25 protein-coding genes are annotated in these 23,266 nt (G+C 39.5%); 16 read left to right on the top strand and 9 right to left on the bottom strand.

All coding sequences use genetic code 11. From position 1 onward, the window contains the following. The first annotated feature begins 1 nt into the window (after nt 1). The 5 genes from G589_RS0115385 (at nt 2) to G589_RS0115365 (ending at nt 2,580) form a co-directional block, all read left to right on the top strand. The gene (locus G589_RS0115385) at nt 2-538 is read left to right on the top strand and encodes a histidine phosphatase family protein (protein WP_026522759.1); all 537 of its coding nucleotides are present in this window, start codon (nt 2-4) and stop codon (nt 536-538) included. Nucleotides 539-717: 179 nt separating this feature from the next. Next, nucleotides 718-1,038 (top strand): BrnT family toxin, encoded by a 321-nt coding sequence (locus G589_RS0115380; RefSeq protein WP_196811897.1) that lies wholly within the window; start codon nt 718-720, stop codon nt 1,036-1,038. Next, the gene (locus tag G589_RS0115375; protein ID WP_026522757.1) at nt 1,035-1,274 is read left to right on the top strand and encodes a CopG family antitoxin; all 240 of its coding nucleotides are present in this window, start codon (nt 1,035-1,037) and stop codon (nt 1,272-1,274) included. The genes G589_RS0115380 and G589_RS0115375 overlap by 4 nt, the downstream gene beginning before the upstream one ends. A gap of 280 nt (nt 1,275-1,554) precedes the next feature. Beyond that, complete coding sequence (locus tag G589_RS0115370; protein ID WP_026519942.1) at nt 1,555-1,734, top strand: hypothetical protein; 180 nt, start codon at nt 1,555-1,557, stop codon at nt 1,732-1,734. Between the two features lie 177 nt (nt 1,735-1,911). Further along, entirely contained in the window at nt 1,912-2,580 is a 669-nt protein-coding gene (locus G589_RS0115365; protein WP_155832561.1) for a hypothetical protein, read from the top strand. Between the two features lie 38 nt (nt 2,581-2,618). Here G589_RS0115365 and G589_RS0115360 read toward each other — a convergent pair whose 3' ends face one another. Further along, nucleotides 2,619-3,344, bottom strand: coding sequence for a DUF4272 domain-containing protein (locus G589_RS0115360; protein WP_051192439.1), 726 nt, complete (start codon nt 3,342-3,344; stop codon nt 2,619-2,621). A 93-nt stretch (nt 3,345-3,437) separates the two neighbouring features. Between G589_RS0115360 and G589_RS0115355 the strand changes: the two genes are divergently transcribed. Next, a complete protein-coding gene (locus G589_RS0115355) occupies nt 3,438-4,361 on the top strand; it encodes a prephenate dehydratase (RefSeq protein WP_026522754.1) in 924 nt (307 codons plus the stop codon). Nucleotides 4,362-4,428: 67 nt separating this feature from the next. Beyond that, entirely contained in the window at nt 4,429-5,268 is an 840-nt protein-coding gene (locus G589_RS0115350; protein ID WP_026522753.1) for a damage-control phosphatase ARMT1 family protein, read from the top strand. Here the strand turns inward: G589_RS0115350 and G589_RS0115345 are convergent. Next, nucleotides 5,228-5,605 carry a hypothetical protein gene (locus G589_RS0115345; RefSeq protein ID WP_035776302.1) on the bottom strand — a complete coding sequence of 126 codons (378 nt, stop codon included), beginning with the start codon at nt 5,603-5,605 and terminating at the stop codon, nt 5,228-5,230. The two genes, G589_RS0115350 and G589_RS0115345, sit on opposite strands and share 41 nt — an antisense overlap. A 34-nt stretch (nt 5,606-5,639) precedes the next feature. Beyond that, nucleotides 5,640-6,992, bottom strand: coding sequence for a phosphodiester glycosidase family protein (locus G589_RS0115340; RefSeq protein WP_081669081.1), 1,353 nt, complete (start codon nt 6,990-6,992; stop codon nt 5,640-5,642). A 135-nt stretch (nt 6,993-7,127) separates the two neighbouring features. Here G589_RS0115340 and G589_RS0115335 point away from each other — a divergent pair, with 135 nt between their 5' ends. Then, nucleotides 7,128-8,324 carry an ATP-binding protein gene (locus G589_RS0115335; protein ID WP_026522750.1) on the top strand — a complete coding sequence of 399 codons (1,197 nt, stop codon included), beginning with the start codon at nt 7,128-7,130 and terminating at the stop codon, nt 8,322-8,324. 255 nt (nt 8,325-8,579) lie between these two features. Beyond that, a complete protein-coding gene (locus G589_RS0115330) occupies nt 8,580-9,191 on the top strand; it encodes a hypothetical protein (RefSeq protein ID WP_026522749.1) in 612 nt (203 codons plus the stop codon). A 342-nt stretch (nt 9,192-9,533) separates the two neighbouring features. On the opposite strand, the gene G589_RS0115320 is transcribed toward G589_RS0115330, so the two are convergent. From G589_RS0115320 to G589_RS21375, 6 genes are read right to left on the bottom strand one after another with little or no spacing between them, the layout of a single operon-like run. Next, entirely contained in the window at nt 9,534-9,902 is a 369-nt protein-coding gene (locus G589_RS0115320) for a hypothetical protein (protein ID WP_026522747.1), read from the bottom strand. Nucleotides 9,903-9,959: 57 nt separating this feature from the next. After that, on the bottom strand, nt 9,960-10,577 hold the full coding sequence (locus G589_RS0115315) for a hypothetical protein (RefSeq protein WP_026522746.1): 618 nt from the start codon (nt 10,575-10,577) through the stop codon (nt 9,960-9,962). A 24-nt stretch (nt 10,578-10,601) separates the two neighbouring features. Next, a complete protein-coding gene (locus tag G589_RS0115310) occupies nt 10,602-11,408 on the bottom strand; it encodes a DUF1295 domain-containing protein (RefSeq protein ID WP_026522745.1) in 807 nt (268 codons plus the stop codon). A 37-nt stretch (nt 11,409-11,445) separates the two neighbouring features. Further along, on the bottom strand, nt 11,446-12,294 hold the full coding sequence (locus tag G589_RS0115305; RefSeq protein ID WP_026522744.1) for an SDR family oxidoreductase: 849 nt from the start codon (nt 12,292-12,294) through the stop codon (nt 11,446-11,448). 24 nt (nt 12,295-12,318) lie between these two features. Beyond that, nucleotides 12,319-13,248 carry a hypothetical protein gene (locus tag G589_RS0115300; protein WP_026522743.1) on the bottom strand — a complete coding sequence of 310 codons (930 nt, stop codon included), beginning with the start codon at nt 13,246-13,248 and terminating at the stop codon, nt 12,319-12,321. Between the two features lies 1 nt (nt 13,249). Further along, on the bottom strand, nt 13,250-13,810 hold the full coding sequence (locus tag G589_RS21375; RefSeq protein WP_081669080.1) for a TetR/AcrR family transcriptional regulator: 561 nt from the start codon (nt 13,808-13,810) through the stop codon (nt 13,250-13,252). Between the two features lie 474 nt (nt 13,811-14,284). On the opposite strand from G589_RS21375, the gene G589_RS0115290 reads away from it, so the two are divergent. From G589_RS0115290 to G589_RS0115260, 7 genes are all read left to right on the top strand, one after another. Continuing rightward, entirely contained in the window at nt 14,285-15,601 is a 1,317-nt protein-coding gene (locus tag G589_RS0115290) for an ATP-binding protein (RefSeq protein WP_026522741.1), read from the top strand. Between the two features lie 81 nt (nt 15,602-15,682). Next, nucleotides 15,683-16,774: an aldo/keto reductase gene (locus G589_RS0115285; RefSeq protein ID WP_026522740.1), complete on the top strand. Its 1,092-nt coding sequence runs from the start codon at nt 15,683-15,685 to the stop codon at nt 16,772-16,774. A 196-nt stretch (nt 16,775-16,970) separates the two neighbouring features. Further along, nucleotides 16,971-17,642, top strand: coding sequence for an SIMPL domain-containing protein (locus G589_RS0115280; RefSeq protein WP_026522739.1), 672 nt, complete (start codon nt 16,971-16,973; stop codon nt 17,640-17,642). Nucleotides 17,643-17,765: 123 nt separating this feature from the next. Next, nucleotides 17,766-18,353, top strand: coding sequence for a hypothetical protein (locus tag G589_RS0115275; protein WP_026522738.1), 588 nt, complete (start codon nt 17,766-17,768; stop codon nt 18,351-18,353). Nucleotides 18,354-18,583: 230 nt separating this feature from the next. After that, nucleotides 18,584-18,844 (top strand): Mor transcription activator family protein, encoded by a 261-nt coding sequence (locus tag G589_RS0115270; protein ID WP_242826463.1) that lies wholly within the window; start codon nt 18,584-18,586, stop codon nt 18,842-18,844. 130 nt (nt 18,845-18,974) lie between these two features. Further along, nucleotides 18,975-20,621: an EcsC family protein gene (locus tag G589_RS21710; protein ID WP_242826462.1), complete on the top strand. Its 1,647-nt coding sequence runs from the start codon at nt 18,975-18,977 to the stop codon at nt 20,619-20,621. 101 nt (nt 20,622-20,722) lie between these two features. Further along, on the top strand, nt 20,723-23,263 hold the full coding sequence (locus G589_RS0115260; RefSeq protein WP_026522736.1) for a hypothetical protein: 2,541 nt from the start codon (nt 20,723-20,725) through the stop codon (nt 23,261-23,263). Nucleotides 23,264-23,266 lie beyond the last annotated feature (3 nt).

The raw sequence follows: 23,266 nt of genomic DNA, 5'->3' as shown, positions 1-23,266 counted from the left end.
TATGGACCATTTTTACTTCATCAGACATGGCGAAACAGTCTGGAACGTTGAAAACAAAATATGCGGAGCCACAGACATAGAGCTGACAGCCAAAGGCCATGAGCAGGCCATAGAGACCGGCAAGAAGATCCTCTCTGAAGGCATAAAAGCAGATAAAATATTGTCATCGCCTTTAGTAAGAGCATCTGAGACAGCAAGACACATTTCAGAAATCACAGGAATTCCCATGGAGATAGAGCCAAGGCTCAAGGAGCAGAACTTTGGAATATGGGAATCAACCCCAAGGGATGGAGCAGAGTTCCATGAAGCCAAGAAAGACATGGCAAGCCGATTTGGAACAGGCGAGTCCATGCTTCAATTGGCCCAGAGAATTTACAACCTGCTTGATGATATCAGAAGCGGCGATGAAGTTGTCATCCTTGTCGCGCATAACGGAATCACAAGAATGGTCGAGTCATACTTCAGAGAAATGGACAATGAGGAGTTTTCCTCCTGTGGAATTAAGAATTGTGAGATCAAGAGATATGATTTTACCTAAATTGAGCAAACCTCAGTATTGGGATACTCCCATTACTGGGGTTTTTGACTAATTCCGCATAAATACTGCTTTTATCAACTGTCATTTTTATAGGACAATTCATATGAGATTATTATTTTGCCTGAAATGACAGAACTGAATTGTTATAAGTTCAATATATTTACGGATATGGTAAAAGTATGTATAATATATGTATAGATGAAATAAGATTTGAATGGAACGAAGAGAAAAATCTGATCAACCAGGAAAAGCATGGTGTGTCATTTGAAGAAGCACAGACAGTGTTCTATGATGACTATGCTCTTTTGGAATTTGATGTAGAACATTCAAGTAAGGGGGAGGATCGATTTCGTATCCTTGGACTTAGCAAAAAGGGAAGACTGTTGATTGTAGTTCATTGTACCAGAGAATCCGAATCGGTTATTAGACTGATATCTTCACGAAAAGCAACTGAGACCGAGAAAACCGGATATGAACGAGAAAGGAGAAAAGGCTTATGAAAACTGAAGAAGAAAGAGATGAGTTTTTAGAAAAAGAATTTGATTTTAGTAAAGCTGTAAGGAATCCATACGCCAAAAAACTCCGTAAGAAGATTACTATTAATATTGATATAGATGCATTGAATTATTTCAAGGATCAATCTTCCGAATCCGGAATACCTTACCAGAAGCTTATGAATCTGTATCTTGTTGACTGTGCAAAATCCAAGAAGAAGCTTGAGATGACATGGAAGTAAAGCCATGCTAAATAATCTAAAATGTAGGTGAACCGGAAGAAGGCTTTGAATTTAAATATGAATGGAATTGATGAGTAGTGCCCAAACCCACTCCCTCTGCAGCTTTGCAGAGGGTTTTCTTTTTTTATCCATGGAACCTTAAATCTCATTACCGGTATTTCGCAGCTTTAATTACACTTTTTTAAGAATTGTTTATGCTCATTTAAGAATATATTGTATATAATAGCATTGAGAATACTAGATGTTGTGGTTGATGTTTGTTTTTACAAGGAGGTAGCATATGAACATTGATCTGGTATCCGCAAAAAGAGACATGCGCCGCGCCGTTAGTGGCATTTCACCATCAGGAACTGACATGGAAAGGAAATACAACGGAAGCACCATAATCTCATCCATCTCGTTTTCATCAATGCTCGAGAACGCGCTGAGACAGGAGCTTTCAAAAGATACCGGCAAGTAATTGCCGGTTTTTTTATGAGTCATAGGGGACGTTTCACATTGACTCATTTTTTAGTGGGCATAAGAAACAGCCAACACCACTATATAGGATTGACAACTTCAAAGTAAATGGAGGATTATGATAGAGAAACTCAATAGTCTCTGATCGAAAGAGAAAAGGTAATAAACAATGAGCAAATTGAAACTATGCCTCAGGCACATATCCGAAGTCTTTTTGTACGAGTATTATTGCCTTGGGGATGATGAATACGAATTAACGGACGTGGACACCCTCACACCTCACAAGGAGAGGGCAAAAGAGCTAATGCTTGCCGGCAACTATTCGAAGTCGCAGAAAGAGTGGCTCGACGCACACTTTGAGAATCCGGTAGACATGGAATCAATCCTGGGGATCATCCTCTGCTGTAAGCAGCTTGGCGACACCGAGGGCGAGTATTCCTACACCACGGAGTCCTATAACTACTGCTGCACCAGAGCGGAGCTGGCAGCATATTACAGGAACCTCGGCTGGTACTACCTCGAAAAGTACAACCCCGAGCTCTCCGCAGCCTGTTACCTCTACAGCAAGTATTTCGAGGAATCCCAGCAAGCCGACGCTGAGCTTGAGTTTCTCGAGAAGGCCATTGGTAAGAAGGTTTCGGCAAAAGACCTTTCTCAGATCCGAAACACATTGAAGGAAAACAACATTCCCACCGAAGCCAATCCGATAACCCTGGCCCTCCTTTACAAGGCAGCAGAGGAAGCACAGGAAGCTGGGGACAAAGCCCAGGCACTGGATTGCTACAGGATGGTATACGACCTCACTGAAGATGAAGAGGTCGGGAGGAGAATTAGTGGTTTGAGCTAAAAAATAGCCGGCAAGTACTTGCCGGCTATTTTTTGTGATCATGTGTCTAAATATATATTGTTCCAATCCTCTTCCTCAGAAACAAGCCACTCCAGGCCTCGTCTGCGCTCGGCCACAACCTCGCCGTTGATCTTCGGAAGCTTTTTAAGATTTAACCTGGCATCTTCGGTCGTCCAATGATACCTGTAAAAGAGATCCAGCATATCCAGAATTTCTTCTATGCCCCGCATATTGACCTTTGCCTTGAATTCATCATAATCCTTGCATTCGCGAATTATCTTGATAGCCTTCATATAGTCCATCACATCGACCGGTACTTTGAATTCGTCATCGCCTATAATGCCAAGCGCCCACAGCAAAGCCCATAACGTCTCATACTTCCATGTTATATTGCACAGGCTCTGTTTCGTGTAGGTCCCGTTCCACAGCTCTTTTTCTTCCTTGTTCAGATAGTCCTCCACTCCGAAGCGTTGAAACTCCTCACTGAAATAGGATTTTGATTTCTCAAACTCATTATTCAGAGCGTCATGAGCCACCTGAATGATAAGCAAAGTCGATATAGCTTTCTTGCAGATCACATCAACATCCTTAAGCTCCACCTCAGAAGCATCCTCTATGAAAGGCAGACTCTCCAGATATTCTATTCCCTGCTCCTTTAGAAATTCGATACTCTCTCTTTTTCTTTGTTCTGCAGACTTACAGCCACGCTGATCCTTGTTAGCATTCTTTGATTTTAATTTCTTGACGAAATCGAACAGTCCCATGCGCATTCTCCTTACTAATAATATGTGACTCTTATTTGTCAGATTAATGTTAACATATATTTCAATAGAATCAGCGAATTATAGAGGTATTTAATGACTAAAAAAACTATTCCTGTAATCCTAATAATGTTTTTTGTACTGTCCGCCTCCGCCTGTGGCAGATCAGCATTGGAGAATCCGCAGCAGTATCAAGAATCCTCCATAGATTTCGATAGCGCCACTGTCAGCTACCTTGGACCTGAAGGCACTTACACCCAGGAAGCATGCGGAACTTTCTTCGACAAGAAGGGCTCGTACCTTCCCTTTGAAACTGTCAGTGATGCAGTTGATGCCATGGAAGCCGGGCAAACAGACTATGCTGTAATACCTCAGGAAAACACCATTGGTGGCGCAGTTACGGACTATGTAGATATCGTGATATCGCATACCGATGTGTCTGTGGTTGGTGAAGTAGAACTTCCTATCAATCAGAATCTCCTTGTCATTCCGGGCACGACTCTGAATGAGATCAAAACCGTATATTCCCATAAACAGGGCATTGCCCAGGGAAAAGACTGGCTTGCCAAGAATCTACCGAACGCAGAAGTAATAGAGGTTTCAAGCACAGCCGAAGGCGCAAGGCTCGTTTCCGAGTCACAGGATAAATCCATAGCAGCGATTGCATCAGCAGCCTGTTCTGATGTATACGGCCTTGAAATTCTTGCTTCAGCCATACAGGAAAACGACAGTAACAAGACCAGATTCTACGTGCTGTCCACTGAGAATCCGCCGGTTGCTGGGGCTGATAGAATGTCATTTGTCGCAGAAGGTTCTGCAAAAGACATCCCGGCGTTACTAACGGAGATGGAAAAGAGCCATATGACGCTTGTAGCCTTGCACGACAGGCCAAGAAAGACAGAGTTGGGCGAATATTATTATCTCATTGAGTGTTCGGATTGCGATTATCAGGACTTCGAAGCTTTGAAAGGCAAAAGCCCTATGGAACTAAGATTCCTTGGCTGTTTCAGCCTTCGTTAAAATCAATATTTCGCAAATTTAAAAATTATTTAAATTTGCGAAACGAATCACCCAAAGGAAAAAATATATGAAATTCAATGATTCCTGTGCCAAGTGCATGTACGACAGGCAATGCCTGAAAACAGACAACAAAGAATATCTGGCCGAAATAAAGCGTCTTCTCGACAACAGGCCGGATGACATAACAAGCCCCCAGTTAGTTGCTGCATTCAACCAGCTTCACGAGAAGTACATCGGTCCTCTCCCAAGTTTCAAGGTCGTGAAAAAGCAGTACAACGACCTGGTGCTTTCAATGGAAGAGGATCTGAGGGATAAGCTCAGAAAAAGCTCTGATCCCCTCGCCACATCCCTGGTTATGGCAAGAATCGGCAATTACATCGACTTTGCTGCATTAAATGAAGTTAATGTTGATACTTTTCTTTCGCTTTTTGGTGATATAGAGATGCGAGAAGAGGAAAAAGAAACTTACAGATCCTTTACAGATAAATGCGCCAAAGCAAAAAGATTTCTCCTCATCACAGATAACTGCGGAGAGATCGTTCTGGATAAGCTGATGCTCGAACAGCTCAAAAAGCAATTCCCGCACCTTTCAATTACCGTCATGGTAAGGGGCGGGGAAGTGGCCAATGATGCCACTATGGACGACGCCTTATATGTTGGCATGGATTCCGTAGCAACAGTCATAACTAACGGAGCCAAGATGGCCGGAACAGTTTATTCACTTCTTTCCGAAGAGGGTAAAAGAGCTGTCGACTCCGCGGACGTCATACTCGCCAAGGGACAGGCTAACTACGAATCCTTCGCCGGTGAAGGCAGATCTGCTTTCTATGCGCTTCTTTGCAAGTGTGATCTGTTCATTAACAGATTCAATGTTCCAAAACTGACCGGAATCTTTGTGGAAGAATGAAGGCTATGAGCATTAGTATTGCGCCTGCTACAGGATAAACAATTACCAACCGGTTTGTCGTGCCATAGATTTCCAGAACGCCATTAAATACGCAGCCTATGCTAAATGTGGCTATAGCTGTATTCCATATGTTAGCAAAGGTTTTGCCGGGAAATATATTCTTAATGAGCATCACTTCATAAAGCAAAACACCCATGATAAGTGGTATGGCAAAGGCGTAGATCATGTAGTAAGATGTTACGCCATGGCTGAATAATTCATATATTGCGCCAAAGAGCGCAAGAAATGCTGTCCATACAGTATTGTAGAATAAGTTTTTCTTTAATTCTTTTTCCATAGTCAGATCCTTTCTGATAGTTCATAGCCGGCCCTTAAATATAGACAATGTCGCTGACACTTCGTTCTTTGATGCTTCCGCCAGAAGTAGGATTGTTGATGACATAGCCATTGAAATACATGGTAGACGATCCGCCTCCGTCGAGGTTGTAAGCAGTTGTTACCCCAAGATCTTTCATGAAGGTTGCAAGCTCATACAGGCTTAAGCCTTCGCTCTCAGAGGTCCTTCCATCTGATACCACAAAAACAAAATGATTGGCATCAATGACTCCGATGGCAGTTCGCGGGTTACTTGTCTTGGCCTTATCTACCTCGGTGTTTGTATCTACTGCAACTTCGCTGTCTTCTATAAGAGCAGGACCGAAAGTAAATGCCTGCCAGACACCCATTGAAACAAGTTCCTCTGCTGTATAATCGGCATCATTTACTACTTCCATTGTGCCGTCGGCATAAATGCAAAGTACGTCGGAACCGCTTGCCGTGTTTCTATAGACAACACCATTTCTTATGACATATCCACTTTCCTGAACTCCGTAATAGTCACCGTTTATGGCCAGTATAGCATCGTTATCTTCTGCGATAGATGAAGTGGTTGCCGTTACATTTTTTCCATAGGTGTCATCGGCGAAAGCGGTCTTTAAATACCTGGCAGAAGAGAGGGTTACATCGGCAACGTAAATCTTAGTATCATTCTGATAATAATCAGACAGGGTTATTGTGTAGTCATCTGTAGATACGGTATTCTCTCCGGTATACTCGGCTGCTGACTCTGAAACCTCGGAGGATGCTGAAGTATCATCAGCAGACTCATCAGAGGTAACGGAAGGACTCTCAATATCCGCAAACATTGCAGTGTTCATTTCCGTGGCATTCGTGTTATAACTTTTGCTTATTACAAAGGTGTCCATAGTAATATAGGTTGTAAAGGCCATTAGCAGAACAGCTGATATTACCGGCCAAAGATTCTTTTTCATGCTATAATCCCTTCCTTTCGTGAATATTAAGCTTCGCTGTACGAGATAGCTGAATATAAAAAGAACTATCTCAGTGAGTATCTTTGCTGTATAGAATGGCATATTCATGCCGGTTAGCACCTCTAAGATCAAGGTGTTGCATACAAGAATAAATACAGCAAGAAGCGCATATTTGAGCGCAGAAGCTGCACCTGATCGAGACTTAAAAACTTTCCTTTTGTTGATGGTGTAGTTTATGGTTCCACTGAATATCCTTGCTGCGACATTTGCAACGACTAAGGATGATCCCAGGGCGGATAGCAGACAGAACAAGCAGTAGTCTATGATGAAGCTTACAAAGGATGATGCTGAGAACTTCAGTATCTCTCGGTAGATTAGGAATGAATCCTTTGGAATAAGGGCAATTCTCTTCATATCAGTTTCATCTCCTTTAATCTGAATTGTATTCGCATATCCTAAAAAGAACTTAAAAGCTTTATGTTTCGCAAATTTAAAATTTGATTAAATTTGCGAAATAGAATACAATTTAATAAAGGTGGTGAAACTGCGATGAAACTTATAAAAAGAGACTATTATCTTAATAAACTTTTAGCGGTTAAGGATGTCCCGGACATAAAAGTAATAACCGGAGTAAGAAGAAGTGGTAAATCAAAGTTAATGGATGCATTCATTGATTTGATATCCGGTTATGATAAGGCTAATATCGTTCGGATCAAGCTGAACTTAAAGAAGTTTGAGAAACTATTGGATGCTGACAAGCTTTATGACTACATAGAGCAGCATTATGTTGAGGATAAGACAAATTATCTTTTCATTGATGAAATACAGCTTTGTGAAGGTTTTGAACGCGTGATCAATAGTATTTACGAAGAAGAAATCTATGATATTTACCTTACCGGATCAAATGCATTTCTTTTATCAAGTGATTTAGCTACGTTGTTTGGTGGAAGGGTTTATGAGATAAGCTTATATCCTTTTTCATTTAAAGAGTATCTTATGTACTATCCTTCAAACGATATAGATGAAGCCTTTGATTCTTATGTTAAAAAGGGTGGAATGGCTGGTTCTTATCTTTATAAAACTGAGGAAGATGCAAGACGATATGTTAATGGTATCTATAGGACCACGATTACAAAAGACATTGTAAGAAAATTCAAGATAGAAAACGAAGATCTTTTGATAATGATTGGAAATTATCTTATGGATAACGTGGGGAATCAAACTTCAATAAGGAATGTGGCTTCTAAGCTGACTTCCGGCACCTACAAGACTAATGACAAGACTGTAGGTGCATATATGAATTACTTCTGCCGATCTTTCCTTTTTTATCCAATCCAGCGCTATGACATTAAAGGGAAAAGATATCTAGAGTCAGACAAGAAGTACTATCTGTCTGATTTGGCTTTCCGCTTTTCTGAAATAGGAACAAAAAATGCTGATTATGGACACCTGTATGAGAACATAGTTGCAATAGAGCTTCTCAGACGTGGCTACGAAGTATATGTAGGCAAGTTATATGAAAAAGAAGTGGATTTTGTCGCAATAAAAGAAGGCGAAAAGGTCTACATTCAGGTATCTGACGACATATCCAGAGAGGATACTTTTAAGCGTGAGGTGTCTTCGCTTTTAAGTATTAAGGATGCTTATCTGAAATTGCTGATTGCCAGGACAAAACATGAAGAAAGCCAGCATGAAGGGATAAGAATTATTGATATTGCAAGATGGCTTTCTGATTCGCAAATATAATAAAATTTTAAATTTGCGAAACGAAACAGGCAGACACAGCCATTTTCCTTACAACTGATGATTTGGTAAAAGACATTTCGGGTGAATATTTCTACAAACGACAGATTGCCAGATTGTCTAAACGCTCTAATGATCCGGTGCTTGCCCGGAGACTTTTTGAATTTAGCGAAGAGACAATTAGAAGGTGTAAAGATAAACTGGATTTAGATGAGATGGAAGCTCAACAGTAACAATGAAGGATAGGATTTTTTGTATATGACATTAGATGAAATAAGAGAGAAAAAATTTAATCTTGAGGGTGATTCAAATTGTCGTGCATGGGGCTTCTATTTACAGTTTTATGATGAAGAGTTAGGGCTGTCAGATGATTCTTTGATTAAACAAGGTTATCGCCTTATACATCCGATTAAAGATTTGCCTGATTGCTACTGGGGTGGAGATGTAATTATTAATGTGAAAAGGATGCCGGCAAAGCTGAAAGAGAAACTTCGCGAGAAATTTCAAGAAAAATGTTTAGAAATACCTGAACGATATAGTTTTCAGAACATTTCGCTGTTGCCATGCCAAGGGTATTTCCAAATTATCAAGAATAGATGTGGAAACGATTACAGAATAGATATATTCCTTAAACTAATTAGAGATTATTACAGCAGTAAGAATATTGATCCATTGCTATGTAAAGCTAAAATGTGGAAGGATGATGAAAATGGTAAGCGAAAAAAGGAGTATACAGAAGAAAAAATAATAAGCACACTTAATCATCTTGGTGGCAGTGGTTCGGCAGATGAAAAAATCAAGAATTTTGTGAAAACAATTTATGGTATAGAGAATGATGAATTCATGGAAAAAAATATTAAATACTCCTGAAGATGAGAAAGATAGTGACTATGTAATTGATGTAATAAAGATGTTTTGGGAGTTGCGTATGACAGCTGGAGACAAAGCCCAAGCACTGGATTGCTACAGGATGGTTTACGACCTCACGGAAGATGAAGAGGTTGGGAAAAGAATTAGTGGTTTGAGTTGAAAAACATGATAGTGAGCTACTTAATAGCTGGCAAGCAATTGCCGGCTATTTTTTTATGACTATGAATCTTAGGAATACTAAACTTGTAACACTGATTATTATCTTCCAATGATCGATCATGAAAGGCGATAATTCATTCTTTGTGGTATTGGTGATAGAGTGCTGACCGGAAGGATGAAATCTCATTCTGTATAGCCGATAGTGTCAAGTATCGACTCATACTCATCTCTGGGCATGACTTTACTGTAACTACTGCCTACAAAGGTATGTTCCTTGATAAAAGCTATGATATTCAGGTATTCTATTGATTCTGTCCCGGGAAAATCATAGTAGCAGCTTCCGCTGTCGTCAAACCCTGCAGCAGAATGGCTCCTGCAGGCATAGCAGCATATCATTGTCCACTTGAAGTCAAGGGAAATGATAACGTCTGCGCCTTCCGGGCCTGTCATAAAGTGAATGACATAAGCATCTTTAAAGGAGTGTGAATTCTTGTCGTAGTACTCGCCTATATATTTTTTACTCTTCGGTTTATCAACTCCGAGCATATCCATAGTGTTAGGTCCTGTTCTCCTGATTGTTATCCAGACAAGTCATAGCCAGCCTCACTTTCAAAGTACAAGGTCAGCAATTCCGGCCTTATTCATGACTATCACGCCATAGAATAGAAGTCCCTGTCCAACAATGTTAATCATCTGGGCAATCCAGTTCATGTAGCTCTGTGTAAAATCTTTGGATGAAAGATATCCCATTGTAAGTGAGCAGAGAAAAGATACAACAAATACCGCTATCAGAAATGGCTTTTTAAGCTTTACTGCTATTATGCACAAAGCAATATATATCATAGCAAGTCCAATGCACATGCAGCTTACAAATATTGCTGTGCCTGTAAACACAGGTGGTGCAACGGATAGCGCAGCGTTTTTGCCCTGTTTGTGAAGAAGCATTGCAAGTATGCCTATTCCTGCCAAAAGAAATCCAATGGACTGAACTGGAAAGAATATATCATTCAAAGGCTTGAAATCACAGATTCCTGCGGCATAAAGAAGCTTATAGAGTGCTTTGACAATTCCTGCATAGATTATATCAATTGTGCCCACAGCAAAAAGTGCGAAGGCGCCTTTGCTCATTTTGTTATACAGATTCCGTTGCAACATTATTGCTGCAACGGCAAAAAATATAACCGGTATAAAATCTATGATCCCCATTGTGATTGAATAATTTTTCATATGTAACCCCCATGATGTCACTTATCAACTCGTTTTTTTATTCAGATGATAAATAGGAATAAAAGGAAGTATGATCGGTGTCTTATCCGCATAATGATTATATGCAGCGTCATTGCCATAGCGTGCCATCTGGCGTTTTTCAAGGCGCTGAGCTCCGTTGAACATGATATAAACGATGCAGACATATGCTATTATGGCCATAAGCCACTGTCCAAGTCCCTGATAAGTTGTGATTCCTGCAACAAATACCCCTGTCCAGAAAATAATCTCCCCAAGATAATTCGGACATCTGACAATTTTGTAAAGTCCTTTGGTTGCTACCATATCAGGTCTTTCCTTTTTCTGGTCTGATTTCTGTTTATCTGCAAGTGACTCGAGTCCAAGACCAAAAACAGAGATCAGCATTCCAATTACAGGAACCAGAACATCCTTTGATCCGTTTGCATATCTAAAGAGCATTGGGCTCACCTGTGCTGTATAAAGAATAGCAACGAATACCCAGATTGAAATGCTTACAAACACAGGTATTTTCTTGTCATTTCCTGTTGCTTCCTTCAATGTCTTGCGATAAGCCGCATTTTTTATCTCTCTTATCAAAAGAAATCCGGACAAACGTGCGCCATAGGCAATAAACAAAGCAGCCTGTAAAATAGCAAGAACAACAACTCCTTCTGACCAGCCATACTTCAAAGTCATAATTAAAACAGTTATGCCGCCACCGGCAATTGCAAATCCATATCCAATAGATAGAAAATACACATATTTATAGAAGCCCACTGCACTTAGTACAGCGCAGACAAGGCAGATTATAAGTAATGAATTCCAATACATAAATTATTCCTCCAAGTGAAAATACCTGCCACTTTCATCAGACGGCAAAGTTGTCTTTTATATATTCAGCAAAGCTCATATCTCCATATTTGGTTGAACCTACCATATCCTGAGATAAAGTAAACTTTGAGAAGCGGATGATTGCTTCTTTTCCGTTCTTTTTGAGCTTATTCACAAATGCAAGTACATCAAAGAGCCAAGTCGGAGCCTTCTTTATTACCGGTTCTTTTCCAGCTGCCTTAAAGCACATTGTTGCAATTTCTTCATATGTGTAAGTCTCTTTTCCGCCTACATCATAAATCTTGTTGTCATCAAGCATATGCTTTACGATGAAATCAGCAAAATCTTCAGTTGAAATAACGTTGCAGCTGACAGGTGTATTTCCAAGAAGGGTAACGGCGCCCTTCTCGACCATTGGTCTGAATACTTTTACAATGTCGTAAAAATAGCCTGTTGGTCTGTGAATAACATATGAGAGGCCGCTTTCTTTCAGTTTCTGCTCGAAAAGATATTTTGCGTGTACCATAGGTACTTTTTCAGGAGCCTGATCTGCTCTTATTACTGAAATATAGGTAAAATGCTTAACTCCCGCTTTTTTGGCTTCATTTAATATGTTGAGATTCCCCTGATAGTCGATATCATAGTTGGAAATTGTGGCAGATCCTTTGGTGAGGCCCACAGTTGTAATGACTGCGTCTGCGCCATCGCATGTTCCCACAAGTGTCTCAGGTTTTGTCACATCTACCTTGGTAAAAGAATATTTGCCATTAAGCTCAATATCTCTCTGCATCATGTCAAGAGCAACAACTTCATGTCCTTCCTTTAACAGAGCTTTAAATATATCTGCGCCCAAATTACCATAAGCGCCTGCAAGTACAACCTTCATTTTTTATCTCCTCCATGTCATGAATTATTTTTTCTTCTTTTCTTGGGCACGCTTGTCATTGATTATCTTCATGTGCTCCTCAGTTACAAGTTCAACGTTATTCTCTCTTGCCCACTCAACACAGCCCTTAAGAGCAGCAGGTAAAAAGACTCTTGGAACACCCAATAGGCACTTAAGTGCATCATCAGTAAACTTTATCTTGTCATCAGCTCTTTCTGCAGCATAACGAACAGAAGCAAGTGACGCTTCGCGAACCTGCAAAAGCTCTGCTCTCATTCTTCTCTTTCTGTGGAACCAGAAGTTCTTTGAATCCCTGTAACCGTAATCTACAGGAAGTGGCGGGAAATCTCTTGCTGTCACGCCGTTTATTATGGCATCGCGATATTTCTTTTTCATAAGGATCTTGTCGATTCTTAAGATAAAGTGCGCACCAAACTTACTGGTTATTCCGTTGAAATCGTGATATGGGCCTTCATAACCTTCAAGCTGTCCCGGAGCATCGTTCGAAGCTCCATCAAGCTCTCTCATCCATGTGCACTCGATCACTTCTATTGCGTCTGTCATGACCATTGGGCGCAGATCCTCTGGATTTTCCTCCTGAATAAGGCTCTTTTCCAATTTGAAATTACATTTTGGCATCTTTTCGGATGGCTTATCGCCAGGCCATGAAAGCTTCACTGCCTCATGAAAGTTTTTGGGATTGTCATCGATAAAGTTGATCGCACATTTTCCTGTGCGCAAAATATTCTGTGCTGTGTTAGATGAATTACGACAATTAAGAAGCATTGCGTAATAATCCTTACCAGCGACATAATATGGTTGGATCAGGGAATAGGGTCCCAGATTAGTTGAGCCGTCTTCGCACAAAGTGCTGATAAGAACGGTAGGCATCGGAAAAAACAGTGATGTCTGATAAAAATTGTCTACGATTCGCAAGTTTTCAAAGCTACTCATTTCATACCCTCCGTTTTAAAAGAATTTTAAAGATCCCCGCCTGTTTCTCAAATGGAACATCCTCAAGTGTCCAAAAAAGTATAGACTCCGCAATGTGATTTGCCATAAAATCAGGTTCATCATAGCCTTTATCAATGCACACCGGTAGTATTATTCCCCCCAGAACTCTTCGTAGCTGCGCGTGTCTTTCTGTAAAGACTGCGGAATAAACTGATGCAGCTTCCTTATCTTTAAAAAGAAAGCTGTATTTTTTTATAAAGACCTTGAGATAATCATGAATTCCATCAAGAAATATAAGTTCTTCTGAAGTGTCCAGCTTTTTCATTTGAAGAGTACAATTTTTCCAGTCTTCAAGCATAAATGTTGAAATCAGCATATCCTTTGACGAGAAATAATTATACATAGTCCCAACGCCAATTCCGCAGGCTGCTGCAACAGAACGGATAGTCGTCTTTGAATAACCATTCTCAAAAAGCTGTTTTTTTGCTTCTTCTATGATTTGTTCCTTGATGTTTTCTATAATTTTGGGCATATCTATCTTTCCTGAAATCAAAATAACCATAGCTGTGCGCTGCTGTAGCTACAGCCTTCAATTTTTTATGAACGTGTTCGTTTAAATGGTAACAATCTCTGATTAAAAAATCAATATTTTGCTGAAAATACGCTTATTTTCAGAGAAGTCTACAATTATTAGGTTCTGTTTTTGGTAGAAATTTTAAAGAGAGGACATCTATTCCATGCCACTATTGATGACGCCTTATATGTTGGCATGGATTTAGTCGCAACAGTCATAACTAATGGAGCCAAGATAGCCGGAACAGTTTATTCACTTCTATCCGAAGAGGGTAAAAGAGCTGTCGACTCCGCGGACGTATCTGTTCATTAACAGATTTAATGTACCAAAACTGACCGGAATCTTTGTGGAAGAATGAACAAATGTGAATAAGAAGTCCTATGACAATTGCTGATGCTATTTGCAAAAGTCATAGGACTTTTGTTATAATAATTGCAAAAGTGGCACGACTTTGGAGGCGCTATGTATAGAGAGATTATAAAAGATCTGAAAAAATGGAAAGAAAAAGCCAGAAGAAAGCCTCTGTTGCTGACTGGTGTACGTCAGTGCGGGAAAACATATATTGTGGAGAAATTCGCCAAAGAAAGCTTTAGCAGCTATGTCTATGTAAACTTTGAGAGCGCCGATAATCTGGCGGGTATTTTCGATTATGACTTCGACGTAAAAAGAATAATCATAGAGCTGGAGCGGCATTTTAAGACAAAAATAGTTGCCGGGGAGACTCTGGTATTTTTTGACGAGATACAGGAATGCCCCAGGGCGATTACAGCACTGAAATACTTCTGCGAGAACATGAAAGATCTTCACCTTGTTTGTGCCGGCTCTCTTCTTGGAGTTGCGCTCAAGGAGGAGAATATCTCTTTTCCTGTTGGTAAGGTAAATCGACTTCAGCTGTATCCCATGAGCTTCAAGGAGTTTGTAATAGCAAACGACAGAGCAGACCTTATAGAAATATTCGATGAGTGGCCGGTTGACAGAGTTATTCCTGAGATATACTCAGTTCCAATGAAGAAACTACTTAAGGAATACTATATTGTCGGAGGAATGCCTGAAGTAGTACAGACCTGGATAGATACCCATGATATAGAAGAGGTAGAAGAAGTTCAAAAAGATATCCTAAAGGATTATGCTGACGATTTTTCCAAACATGCGCCATCAGCTGAAGTTCCGAAGATCAGATGGATATGGGATTCGGTTCCGGTACAGCTGGCAAAGGAGAACAATAAGTTTGTCTTTTCCCATGTTAAGGAGGGAAAGAGGTCTGCTGAACTGGAAGATGCCCTTCAGTGGCTGGAAAATGCGGGACTTATCATTAGGACCGAGCTCGTAGAAAAGCCCGAGATTCCTCTTGAAGGTTTTGCTGACAAGACATATTTTAAAGTATATATGTCTGACATAGGTCTTTTACGCGCCAGATCCGGGGTTTCACCTCAGACAATACTTAACGAGTCGGATCTTTTCATCAGATATAAGGGAGCATTTGCTGAAAACTATGTTTTAAATGAACTTAAATCCATAGGCAAAGTGCCGTTTTTCTGGCGCTCAGGAAATTCGGCAGAAGTAGATTTCATTTACGAATCAGACGGGGGAATTATTCCTGTCGAAGTTAAAGCGGCAGATAATACTCAGGCAAAGAGCTATAAGCAGTTCTGCAAAAAGTATTCCCCCAGAGTTGGATTTAAGATGTCAGAGAAAAACATCGCTGAGAACGCCTGCGAAAAAACTGCGACATATAACATCCCGCTGTATCTTGCATGGAATATAGATAGATATGATTAAAAAACGTCTCTTTTGCAATCTTTCTATTGTGCTGAGGTCGAAAGATTTTTGACGATTATCCCCCACCAGAAAGGACCACCCATGAATTACCGTTCAAACCACCGTACCCATGACAAAATAAGCGAAATAGGCTTCGGCTCCGCCTACATCTTCGAGTCCGGCTTCGAAACCGCCGTCGAAACAATCCGCCACGCATATGAAGGTGGCATCAACTACTTTGATATGGCCGCCGGCGACGGAAGTGCCTTTCCCATGTATGGAGAAGCTCTTTCGGATGTCAGGGACAACATCCTGTATCAGATCCATTTCGGTGCAGATTACTCCAAAGGTACCTATGGCTGGTCACTTGACCTTGATACGGTTAAAAGATCTTTAGACAAGCAGCTACATGATCTGAAGACCGATTACATAAATTATGGCTTCATCCATTGCCAGGACGAGTTCTCGGATTGGGAAACATATCAGAGAAATGGCGTATATGACTATCTTCTGAAGCTGAAAGATGAAGGCGTCGTAAGGCATGTGGGCCTATCGTCCCACACCCCGGCAGTGATCCAGAAGATCATGGATGATGCTGAAATTGATATGCTCATGTTCTCCATCAATCCGGGCTATGACTATGGCCGGGGCGATTATGCTCATGGTGGTGTGGATGAAAGAGCCGAAGTATACAAGCGCTGTGAAAAAGAGGGTGTTGGAATCTCTGTCATGAAGCCCTTTTCCGGAGGACAGCTCCTTGATGCAAAGAGGTCTCCTTTCAGGCAGGCGCTGACTACATTTCAATGTATAAAGTATTGCCTCGATAAGCCCGGAGTGCTTACGGTTCTTCCGGGAGCTCAGAGCGTAGCGGAAGTTGATGAGCTGCTTTCGTATTACGACAAAACCGAGGAAGAACTGGATTACTCAATCATTGGATCCTTTGCTCCGTCCCAGGCAGCAGGCAAGTGCGTCTATTGCAATCACTGCAAGCCATGCCCTGTAGGAATCGATATCGGCCTTGTGAACAAGTACTATGACCTCGCCAAGGTCGGCGATTCGCTTGCCATAGAGCATTACAAAACTTTGGAAAAGAATGCGTCCGACTGCATCTCATGTGGTCACTGCAATAGCAGGTGTCCGTTCGGCGTAGATCAGATTGGAAGGATGAAAGAGATCGCAGCTTACATTAAATAGTAATGTAGAGCGATTAAATTCCATTTAATGGAGTATTATTTAGGGAACTTTTGCATTGCTATATTGCAAAAAAGTTCCCTAAAGGAGATTAAAATGAATAGTAGTGATTAAGGTCGCCCGCCATGCGACCTTTTTTATTGCCCTGAACGTTATCATAAGATCATAAAACGAACCCGTCAGAAGGAGGTCTAAGAACATGACAAACGAAAGAATAATCAAAGTAACCGGCAAGGGCAATCTAAAGATAAAGCCTGATATGACAAGGATCACAATCACCCTTGAGGGCCAGAATAAGGAATACGCCAAGACTCTTGCGCAGTCTTCAAGGGATACGGAAGCGTTAAAAGACATCCTGGAGAAGCAGGGCTTTGATAGAACTGCCGTCAAGACTCTTATGTTCAATGTAGACACGAGATATGAGAGCTACAAGGCCAGGGACAAGAGCTGGAAAGAGCGCTTTGTGGGCTATGAGTTCAAGCACATGGTCAAGGTTGAATTTGACTCTGACAATGAAAGGCTCGGCAAGATTTTATTTTCCCTCGCTAACGCAAAAGACATCCATCCGGACTTCAGACTCAGTTACACAGTCAAGGATCCTGAAGCATCCAAGAATCAGCTCCTCGGCAAAGCTGTAGCAGATGCCAAGACTAAAGCAGAAGTTCTTACTCAGGCAGCAGGTGTTAGTCTAAAAGACATCAAGAACATCGACTATTCCTGGGGCGAGATTCAGTTTGAGTATGCTCCAATGCACAGAGATATGTTCTGCAATAAAATCATGTCTGATGGGGCTGGGGCATTTGATATGGATATTGAGCCGGATGATATTGATGTTTCTGATACTGTGACGGTTGTGTGGGAGATTGGGTGAAAAGCAGATTATTAGGAAAATGAGTGAAAGTGAAATTTTCATATTGAAATTTCAGCTTATCTTGAAGAAATATTAAGTGAAACAATAAAGCTTAATGGTCAAATTTAAGAATGGAGAATCTCAATGGTAAGCATGCTTGAAGCATATGAAGTATTTAAACAAATGCATAGTGAACCACCAATGCTAATGTTTAGTGAAACACCACATTATTACAAGTCAGATATATATGTTAAAGATAAAGGTTTTACGGTAATAAGGAAAGATTCTGGAGAAATTGAATATAGAGCGCCGTTGGATCTCATTGATATGCTTCTCCGGGAAGACATCAATTTTGAGGAGAAGGAAGTGTACTTACCACAGTTATATGATGACATAATCGAATACTATTTGACTCACAAATCAGAAAAGCTTTTGGCACGATTATATTTACGAGCTTCACATGAAGTGTCAGATAATAATTTTGATGCTTTTGCAACGATAACATACAAAAGCAAGAGTGATTACGACAAGATTAAAAGCCGATGGGAGAGTATTGAGCGTTTTTTGTACTCGGAAATAAGGACGTTGATGGATAACGATAAAGAAATAGTTTATCCTCCGTGTGTGCTAAACAAATGGGATGATCCATTTTATAGAATAAAACCATTTATGGTAAGGAATGGGTATACAGATAGTAGTAAAGCAAAGAGGTGGGAAGAAATAAAGCAATGAATCATGAATAGAGCATATTAGAAAGGAGATCAGGTATACTTGATCTCTTTCTTTTTGACATGCTTTCAATAATTCGCGAAAATTTCATGCCCTATTGTGAAAGGAGGATTGCACTGCAAAGTCTATCGGAAAAACAGCAGTGTAAATTACACATGAAAAATACAGGGCATTTAACAAGTGATATTTTCAAAAAGAGTTCATTACAATTGAATATTGAGGAGGTGATGGACATGAACAGTAATCCGGAGCGTTACAGTGGTATATACAAAGAGTTGGCCGAATTATTAGGAGACGCTGCGACAGTGAAAATCTGGAAACGCTTTTCAGGTCTGAATGTCACATTTCCGCAGAAGCTATATTCAAAAGAATTTCAAAAGGATTTTATCCGTGAAAATATGGATAAAACTAAGCCAGCAGAAATGGCAAAGATGCTTGGACTTTCTGAAAGAAGGATTAGGCAGATTATTGTTGAGATAAAAAGTGATAGGTAACTATGAAGTAAGGAAATCCAGCATGATTATTATAGAGATTGTTTATTGTTATTTTGGAATTGATATAACGCAATCATGATAGAATTAATGTTGGACGATGTGGCCTGCAAACAAAAAGGGAGATTATCAGATGGCAAGAGACGAATATAAAGAAGATGATATTCAGTTAAATGAAGAGTCGATTTCTGAAGAAGAAATGTTTTCTGAAAAAGAAAAAATGGATGATGTGGATTCCGCAAAAATGCTGGAGATAATGGATGATCTATACAGTAAAGCTATAAATGGAATACCTAAAGTCAGCCGTTCAGTAGAAGAAACGGTATCAGATTACATGTCACGATACGATAATCCTAAGGATGCGGCGAAAGAACTTGCTAAGTATCAAATAGCAAAATGTGGTACCTCTGGGTTTCTTTCTGGTCTGGGCGGTATTATTACTCTCCCGATAGCTATACCTGCAAATGTTGGTAGCGTTCTGTATGTTCAGCTACGTATGATTGCGGCTATTGCTCAGATGGGAGGCTTTGATATTCGTTCAGATCAAGTGCAAACAATGGCATATGCATGTCTGACAGGAACTGCTGTTGCTGACATTATCAAGCAAACAGGTATAAAAATCGGAACCAAGATATCACAAGCTGCAATTTCGAAGATTCCCGGCAAGGTTCTTACAGCAATAAACCAAAAGGTCGGCTTCAGAATGATTACAAAGTTTGGTAGCAAGGGGGCTGTAAATCTTGTACAGCTTGTACCAGTAGCAGGAGGCTTAATTGGAGGAACTATAGATGTAGCTTCGACAAAGATAATTGCTGAGAATGCTATAACAATCTTTATTGATAGAGAAGTACCAGAAGAACGCAAATCTTTTGGAGAACAAGTTGGTGAAACGGCAAAGAATATTAAAAATGCTGCTCAACCAGTTGCTGAAAAGAGTGCAGATGGAATAAATAAGGCGATGGCATTTGTCGGTGAAAAAGCAAAGCCGTTAGCAAAAAATTCTATCTCTGGATTGCTGGGAGCAAAAGATAAGGTAACTGGAGGTATTTCGTCATTTTCATCAACTATTAGGACAAAATATGATGAATCACAGGCAGAAAAGAAGCGTGTGAAAATGACAGTTAAAGAGGTGATATCAGACAAAATCAATCCGGGTAAAAAATGTCATGTAATTACATCGCCAACGAACATTTTATTAAGTTGGGATTATTTCATAGATGAACATGGTAATCAGTATTCAATTTATGATGCTGTTGGAAATCCTGCAAGAGATAAGAAAAAAGGTTATGAATATCTTGTTGAATTCGAAGATCAAAGTATTGAGTTTCCGGCTGGAACTATTCTATTTGCAGGTGAAGATAAGTGGAAAAAAGCTTTACCTGATAGTGGCATAGTAAGAGTTGAATATTATGTGACAGTAGTTACATTGAATGAAATGATCAATGAAAACAAGGATGTTTCGCCCGAAACAGCAGAAATAACAGTTACTCTCGATAAGGATGGAACATTGATTGTTGATAAAAAAACAAGCTCAATGCTGAGATATGATTTGGGTATGAAAACAGCAAAAAAGACGTTTGAAGAACTTAGGAATTGCATCGTTGATGGTGAAAGTCGACCATTCGATCCTGAAGATGGAATGTCTAGATTGCTTGTTATTAGCTTTGAAAATGGAGACAAAGTTTCTTATACAGAAGTAAGAGGACCAGAAAAAGGTGTTACAACAAAGGATATTTTTTCTAATCTTATAAAGGCCCAAGGTCAAAATATAACATTATGATTAATGTTTATCGTCGGATGATTAAGAATACACTGAGAGTATATATTAGGATAAAGTGATACAATTATTACATCTGTGTTTATTCTTGAAGGGAATATGTTATGAAAACGAAAGCTTTTACATTCTCCGCAATTTTTATTTCAATATGCAGCCTTACAGGATGTGCATCAATAGATAGTTTTCTATCTGAAAAAATGCTTGATGAATCTGGAATAACTACTAATGAAGAATATGTAACTTCAAAAAAGTATTTAGATCAAGGCCTCGTGGATTCAGATGGGTATTATCAGGAAACGGAGAATATCGAGGAAAGAAGCATTGGAACGGTAAGGGTTACTTTCGCCAGAAATAACAACTTAGATGTTGAGTATTATTTAGATGCTAAAAAAGCTGAAAAGATTGAAGAAGATTATGTAATGGTCAATCCTGGTGAAAGCATCTATGCGAAGATACAGATTTCTAGTGACATTGCTACAACAGAATATGATTTTTCTGGCTTCCAGATATATGAATACGATGATGAAGCTAATAGAGTCGAAAGAGTGGACTTGGAACATGAATTTAGTGATGATGGTCTTGTGTTAAACATCCCCGATGATGTGGGTAGTGGCGATTTTTCTATCGAGCCATGCGGTGCATTTAAAATGCGTGATATAACACTGGATGATTATTATACAGATGATGATGGAACCAAGCATGAACTTGAAGGTGTATGGACTATTAATGATAAGCAATGTGAAGATGCTACTTTTGAAATCAACCCTATATCTTCATACATAATAAGCTATGAGTATGACAGCAAGGAATACTTTTGTACATCTTCAGACCCAGAGGCATATTATGCCAATAACGACGATGGAATAATAATCTTTAAACAAAAGAGTGCAACAGATGGCACGAATAGTTATTCTGTTGAGTTACATAAACTATTGGATGTTCCACTTATTTCGGATCAGCAAAGAAGAATAAGGGTAAATGATGAAAAGAGCATTCAAAGTGTAAGACAGAGTGATGAGATTAAGCTTCCTAAGTTAAAATATGGTGATAGAATTCGAATCGAAACGGATAAAGAGTGGCCTGAATTAGAAAACAATGAAGAGTTGGTATTGACCAATTCAGAAGTGAAGAATAATGATCCGAATGCTGATTTGCCATTTAAGTATACATTGGTTGTTCCTGAGAAAGATGGTAGCTTTTTGTTTGATCCTAGTAATTATTCTTATGAACATGGAACCGTTGTGTTTAAATATCACGGAAAACCTGTAACTAGTCCAAAATATCTTGCTAAGGGCCGCAAGATAGAATATGAGGTAGGAAAGGCAGAAGAAGGATATTGGCTTGCGGGCGATAATCACTTTGTTGAGGTTGAAGATCCGGATAAAACAGATAAAAAGCTCAAAGAAATTCATTTTTCTGAAATTATGCAGGTGTCAGTTAATCTTCCTCACCCTCAGTACGGTGGAAAAGTTGAATATTTTGTAGATGGAAAGCCTATTAAAGATTCCATATACCAAACCTATAGTGGAACAAAGATCGAGGTGAAGATGGAGCACTGGGAAGGGTGGAGAACTTTCAATGACAGTGCGACAGCAGAGTATGTGGTGTCTGAAAAGAAGAGCCAGGATGTAAAGATTGAAGACATCACACTCAATGAAGATAATATTTTTATTGAAGATGATGCACACAAACCTAAACTCACTTTGAATATTGATAAAAATGTTGGAACGGATATGCAGTTTTCCCTCTCGGCTGCTGGAGTAAATATTGATGCAGAATCCCATTCGGGCGGATGGGACATAACAAAAGTCTTTGGAAAGGATAAAGAAAGCAATAAAAATTACAATCTCAATAATAGTCAGGATATTATAAGGGATCAGCCTATTGGAACAGCAGAGCCAATTCAGATTGATATTAGTAACAAGGCAATAGAAAAAGGATTTGCAATAAAATTATTGATTATTAAAGAGACTGATAGTGGAAAAAGCGAAAAAGATGTGATATACGTTGATGATCCTGATGAAGATATAGCACCGATAAATGTTTATGCACCAAATGCGTTGGGCAAAGATACTACTTGGTACAAAACAATTGCAGTAAAAGTATCAAAAGTTCAAGTAAAGGAGTTTGTTGTACCACAAAACAATGCACATTCTTCATTAGAAGTACGCTATGAAGAAAACAATAAGCCACTGAGAAATGGATCATTGGTTGAAGTAGATAAAAAAGTAACGGTGATTATTTCACCGGACGATGGTTTTTATATTTCTGGAAAAAAGGTAAGTAACAATATCTATACTGATAAGATGAAATACTCTGATTTTGAAAAGAATATAAGCGATATTATAGCTAACCACAGTATAGAAAAATATGTTGAGATTACGCTTCTTGAAGGTGATTCTTTTGCTAAGTATTCATACAAATTAGCTGGAGATGTTGTTTCCGGAAAGATAAAAGCAAAACACAATGAAAAATTAGAACTTACGTATGAGATTACTGATGATGAGCATCATTTATCAGAATCTGCTGGTGGTTTTTTGGGAATCGGAAAAACAGATAAAAAGATATCAAAATCAATTACTATTACTTCGGATTTGGATGGCCAAAATGTTGATAAAAAGAATTTTGGCATTGAAGTAAAGTGAGGA

This window comes from Butyrivibrio sp. VCB2001 (assembly GCF_000423965.1).
Lineage (GTDB): Bacteria > Bacillota > Clostridia > Lachnospirales > Lachnospiraceae > Butyrivibrio.
The sequence above is the reverse complement of the archived record's forward strand: the minus strand, read 5'-3'. Positions and strand labels throughout refer to the sequence as shown.

What these genes read in the sequence shown, in the direction of transcription:
- G589_RS0115385 (WP_026522759.1), top strand. Translation starts at nt 2, where the DNA reads ATGGACCATTTTTACTTCATCAGACATGGCGAAACAGTCTGGAACGTT.
- G589_RS0115380 (WP_196811897.1), top strand. Translation starts at nt 718, where the DNA reads ATGTATAATATATGTATAGATGAAATAAGATTTGAATGGAACGAAGAG.
- G589_RS0115375 (WP_026522757.1), top strand. Translation starts at nt 1,035, where the DNA reads ATGAAAACTGAAGAAGAAAGAGATGAGTTTTTAGAAAAAGAATTTGAT.
- G589_RS0115370 (WP_026519942.1), top strand. Translation starts at nt 1,555, where the DNA reads ATGAACATTGATCTGGTATCCGCAAAAAGAGACATGCGCCGCGCCGTT.
- G589_RS0115360 (WP_051192439.1), bottom strand. Translation starts at nt 3,344, where the DNA reads ATGGGACTGTTCGATTTCGTCAAGAAATTAAAATCAAAGAATGCTAAC.
- G589_RS0115355 (WP_026522754.1), top strand. Translation starts at nt 3,438, where the DNA reads ATGACTAAAAAAACTATTCCTGTAATCCTAATAATGTTTTTTGTACTG.
- G589_RS0115350 (WP_026522753.1), top strand. Translation starts at nt 4,429, where the DNA reads ATGAAATTCAATGATTCCTGTGCCAAGTGCATGTACGACAGGCAATGC.
- G589_RS0115345 (WP_035776302.1), bottom strand. Translation starts at nt 5,605, where the DNA reads ATGGAAAAAGAATTAAAGAAAAACTTATTCTACAATACTGTATGGACA.
- G589_RS0115340 (WP_081669081.1), bottom strand. Translation starts at nt 6,992, where the DNA reads ATGAAGAGAATTGCCCTTATTCCAAAGGATTCATTCCTAATCTACCGA.
- G589_RS0115335 (WP_026522750.1), top strand. Translation starts at nt 7,128, where the DNA reads ATGAAACTTATAAAAAGAGACTATTATCTTAATAAACTTTTAGCGGTT.
- G589_RS0115330 (WP_026522749.1), top strand. Translation starts at nt 8,580, where the DNA reads ATGACATTAGATGAAATAAGAGAGAAAAAATTTAATCTTGAGGGTGAT.
- G589_RS0115320 (WP_026522747.1), bottom strand. Translation starts at nt 9,902, where the DNA reads ATGGATATGCTCGGAGTTGATAAACCGAAGAGTAAAAAATATATAGGC.
- G589_RS0115315 (WP_026522746.1), bottom strand. Translation starts at nt 10,577, where the DNA reads ATGAAAAATTATTCAATCACAATGGGGATCATAGATTTTATACCGGTT.
- G589_RS0115310 (WP_026522745.1), bottom strand. Translation starts at nt 11,408, where the DNA reads ATGTATTGGAATTCATTACTTATAATCTGCCTTGTCTGCGCTGTACTA.
- G589_RS0115305 (WP_026522744.1), bottom strand. Translation starts at nt 12,294, where the DNA reads ATGAAGGTTGTACTTGCAGGCGCTTATGGTAATTTGGGCGCAGATATA.
- G589_RS0115300 (WP_026522743.1), bottom strand. Translation starts at nt 13,248, where the DNA reads ATGAGTAGCTTTGAAAACTTGCGAATCGTAGACAATTTTTATCAGACA.
- G589_RS21375 (WP_081669080.1), bottom strand. Translation starts at nt 13,810, where the DNA reads ATGGTTATTTTGATTTCAGGAAAGATAGATATGCCCAAAATTATAGAA.
- G589_RS0115290 (WP_026522741.1), top strand. Translation starts at nt 14,285, where the DNA reads ATGTATAGAGAGATTATAAAAGATCTGAAAAAATGGAAAGAAAAAGCC.
- G589_RS0115285 (WP_026522740.1), top strand. Translation starts at nt 15,683, where the DNA reads ATGAATTACCGTTCAAACCACCGTACCCATGACAAAATAAGCGAAATA.
- G589_RS0115280 (WP_026522739.1), top strand. Translation starts at nt 16,971, where the DNA reads ATGACAAACGAAAGAATAATCAAAGTAACCGGCAAGGGCAATCTAAAG.
- G589_RS0115275 (WP_026522738.1), top strand. Translation starts at nt 17,766, where the DNA reads ATGGTAAGCATGCTTGAAGCATATGAAGTATTTAAACAAATGCATAGT.
- G589_RS0115270 (WP_242826463.1), top strand. Translation starts at nt 18,584, where the DNA reads ATGAACAGTAATCCGGAGCGTTACAGTGGTATATACAAAGAGTTGGCC.
- G589_RS21710 (WP_242826462.1), top strand. Translation starts at nt 18,975, where the DNA reads ATGGCAAGAGACGAATATAAAGAAGATGATATTCAGTTAAATGAAGAG.
- G589_RS0115260 (WP_026522736.1), top strand. Translation starts at nt 20,723, where the DNA reads ATGAAAACGAAAGCTTTTACATTCTCCGCAATTTTTATTTCAATATGC.